Here is a 1,256-nt window from a genome sequence, read left to right on the forward strand (position 1 = left end):
CCCAGCATCGAACGGTACTTTGGGTGCGGCATGTACAGGTCGAGGCAGTTGATTCCGTTTTCAGAGGCGCAGTCCACCAACGTTTTAAGATGTTTTCCGTCGTTTTCGACAAAACCTTCGCAGCCCAGCCCTATTTCACTCACCATAAGGCCGGTGCCGCCAAGTTCCCGATATTTCATTGAGTTCGCCTCTTTATAGTTTGATATTTTGATTTAAAAGCCATCTATATCATAGCAGAAAGCAGCGCCGAATCTTCGATTACTTTGTTATCTTCAGCCCTTTGAGCCAGTTGTTGATCTCACGTTTAGAATTTGCCGCGCTGCCGCCGCGAATGGCGAGGCCGGAAAGCATCCTTGACTTCGGGGCAAATTTTGCCACATCAGAAGGGATACGGCCAAGGCCGCTGCCTTCATGCGTACAAAATGGAACAACTATCTTGCCGGCCAGATTGACGCTTTCAAGCAGGGTAAACATGCCCATCGGAAAGGTACCCCACCAGTTAGAAGATCCGACGAATACGACGTCGTACGACCCGATATTTTCAGGAACTCTCTTCAGTTTCGGACGAGCGTTCTGGTCCTGCTCTTTGCGTGCCAAGTCCACCGTGGCTTTGTAGTCCTTAGGGTATGCATTCGTCGTCTCAATTTGAAAAACATCCGCGCCAAGCTCCGCCGCTATCTCCTGGGCAACTATTTTTGTGTTGCCTGAATGTGAAAAATAGACGACAAGCGTCTTTAAATTCTGGCTGTTCATAGGTATAGACTCATCCTTTCCATCCGCGGGAGCCTGCGCTGCGCACGCCGTTCCAATCAATATCAGCACTATAAAAAGTGTCGCTGTCTGAAATAACCGATTAAGTTTCATTAAATCGTCCTCCGTTTTTTTGGTTTCCCTAACCGCGGCATCCCGCCGGTATAAACACGCGTAAGTTTGCACGGCATACTTACGATAACACATGGAGTTAGCTCCAAGTCAACAGGACTATAGACAATCAGAGAATATTAAAGGCGCGGTATAATGGGGGCCGAGATATTTTATCGTAAATTGTTCCGTACATATTCTTAGGACGTTGCGGTACTCCCATGACGTAACAAGCGCCAGGCCCGAGAGTTTTCTCCCGGGCCTTTTGCTAATCGTTTGATTTGTTGTTTGATTGTCTGTTTGTGCGTTTCTTCGGTTTAGAAGAGGCCGGAGACCTTTCCGCTGGCGTCTACGTCTATGTTGCAAGCGGCTGGGCGTTTTGGCAGTCCGGGCAT

The 1,256-nt window shown here is 48.6% G+C and carries 1 protein-coding gene; it reads right to left on the reverse strand.

Annotated features, from left to right (window positions below):
• Positions 1–258 precede the first annotated feature (258 nt).
• Positions 259–864 carry a flavodoxin gene (locus RRY12_13255; GenBank protein ID MEG2185642.1) on the reverse strand — a complete coding sequence of 202 codons (606 nt, stop codon included), beginning with the start codon at positions 862–864 and terminating at the stop codon, positions 259–261.
• Positions 865–1,256: the final 392 nt, after the last annotated feature.

The sequence above is a fragment of the Cloacibacillus sp. genome (genome assembly GCA_036655895.1).
Classification (GTDB): Bacteria; Synergistota; Synergistia; order Synergistales; family Synergistaceae; genus JAVVPF01.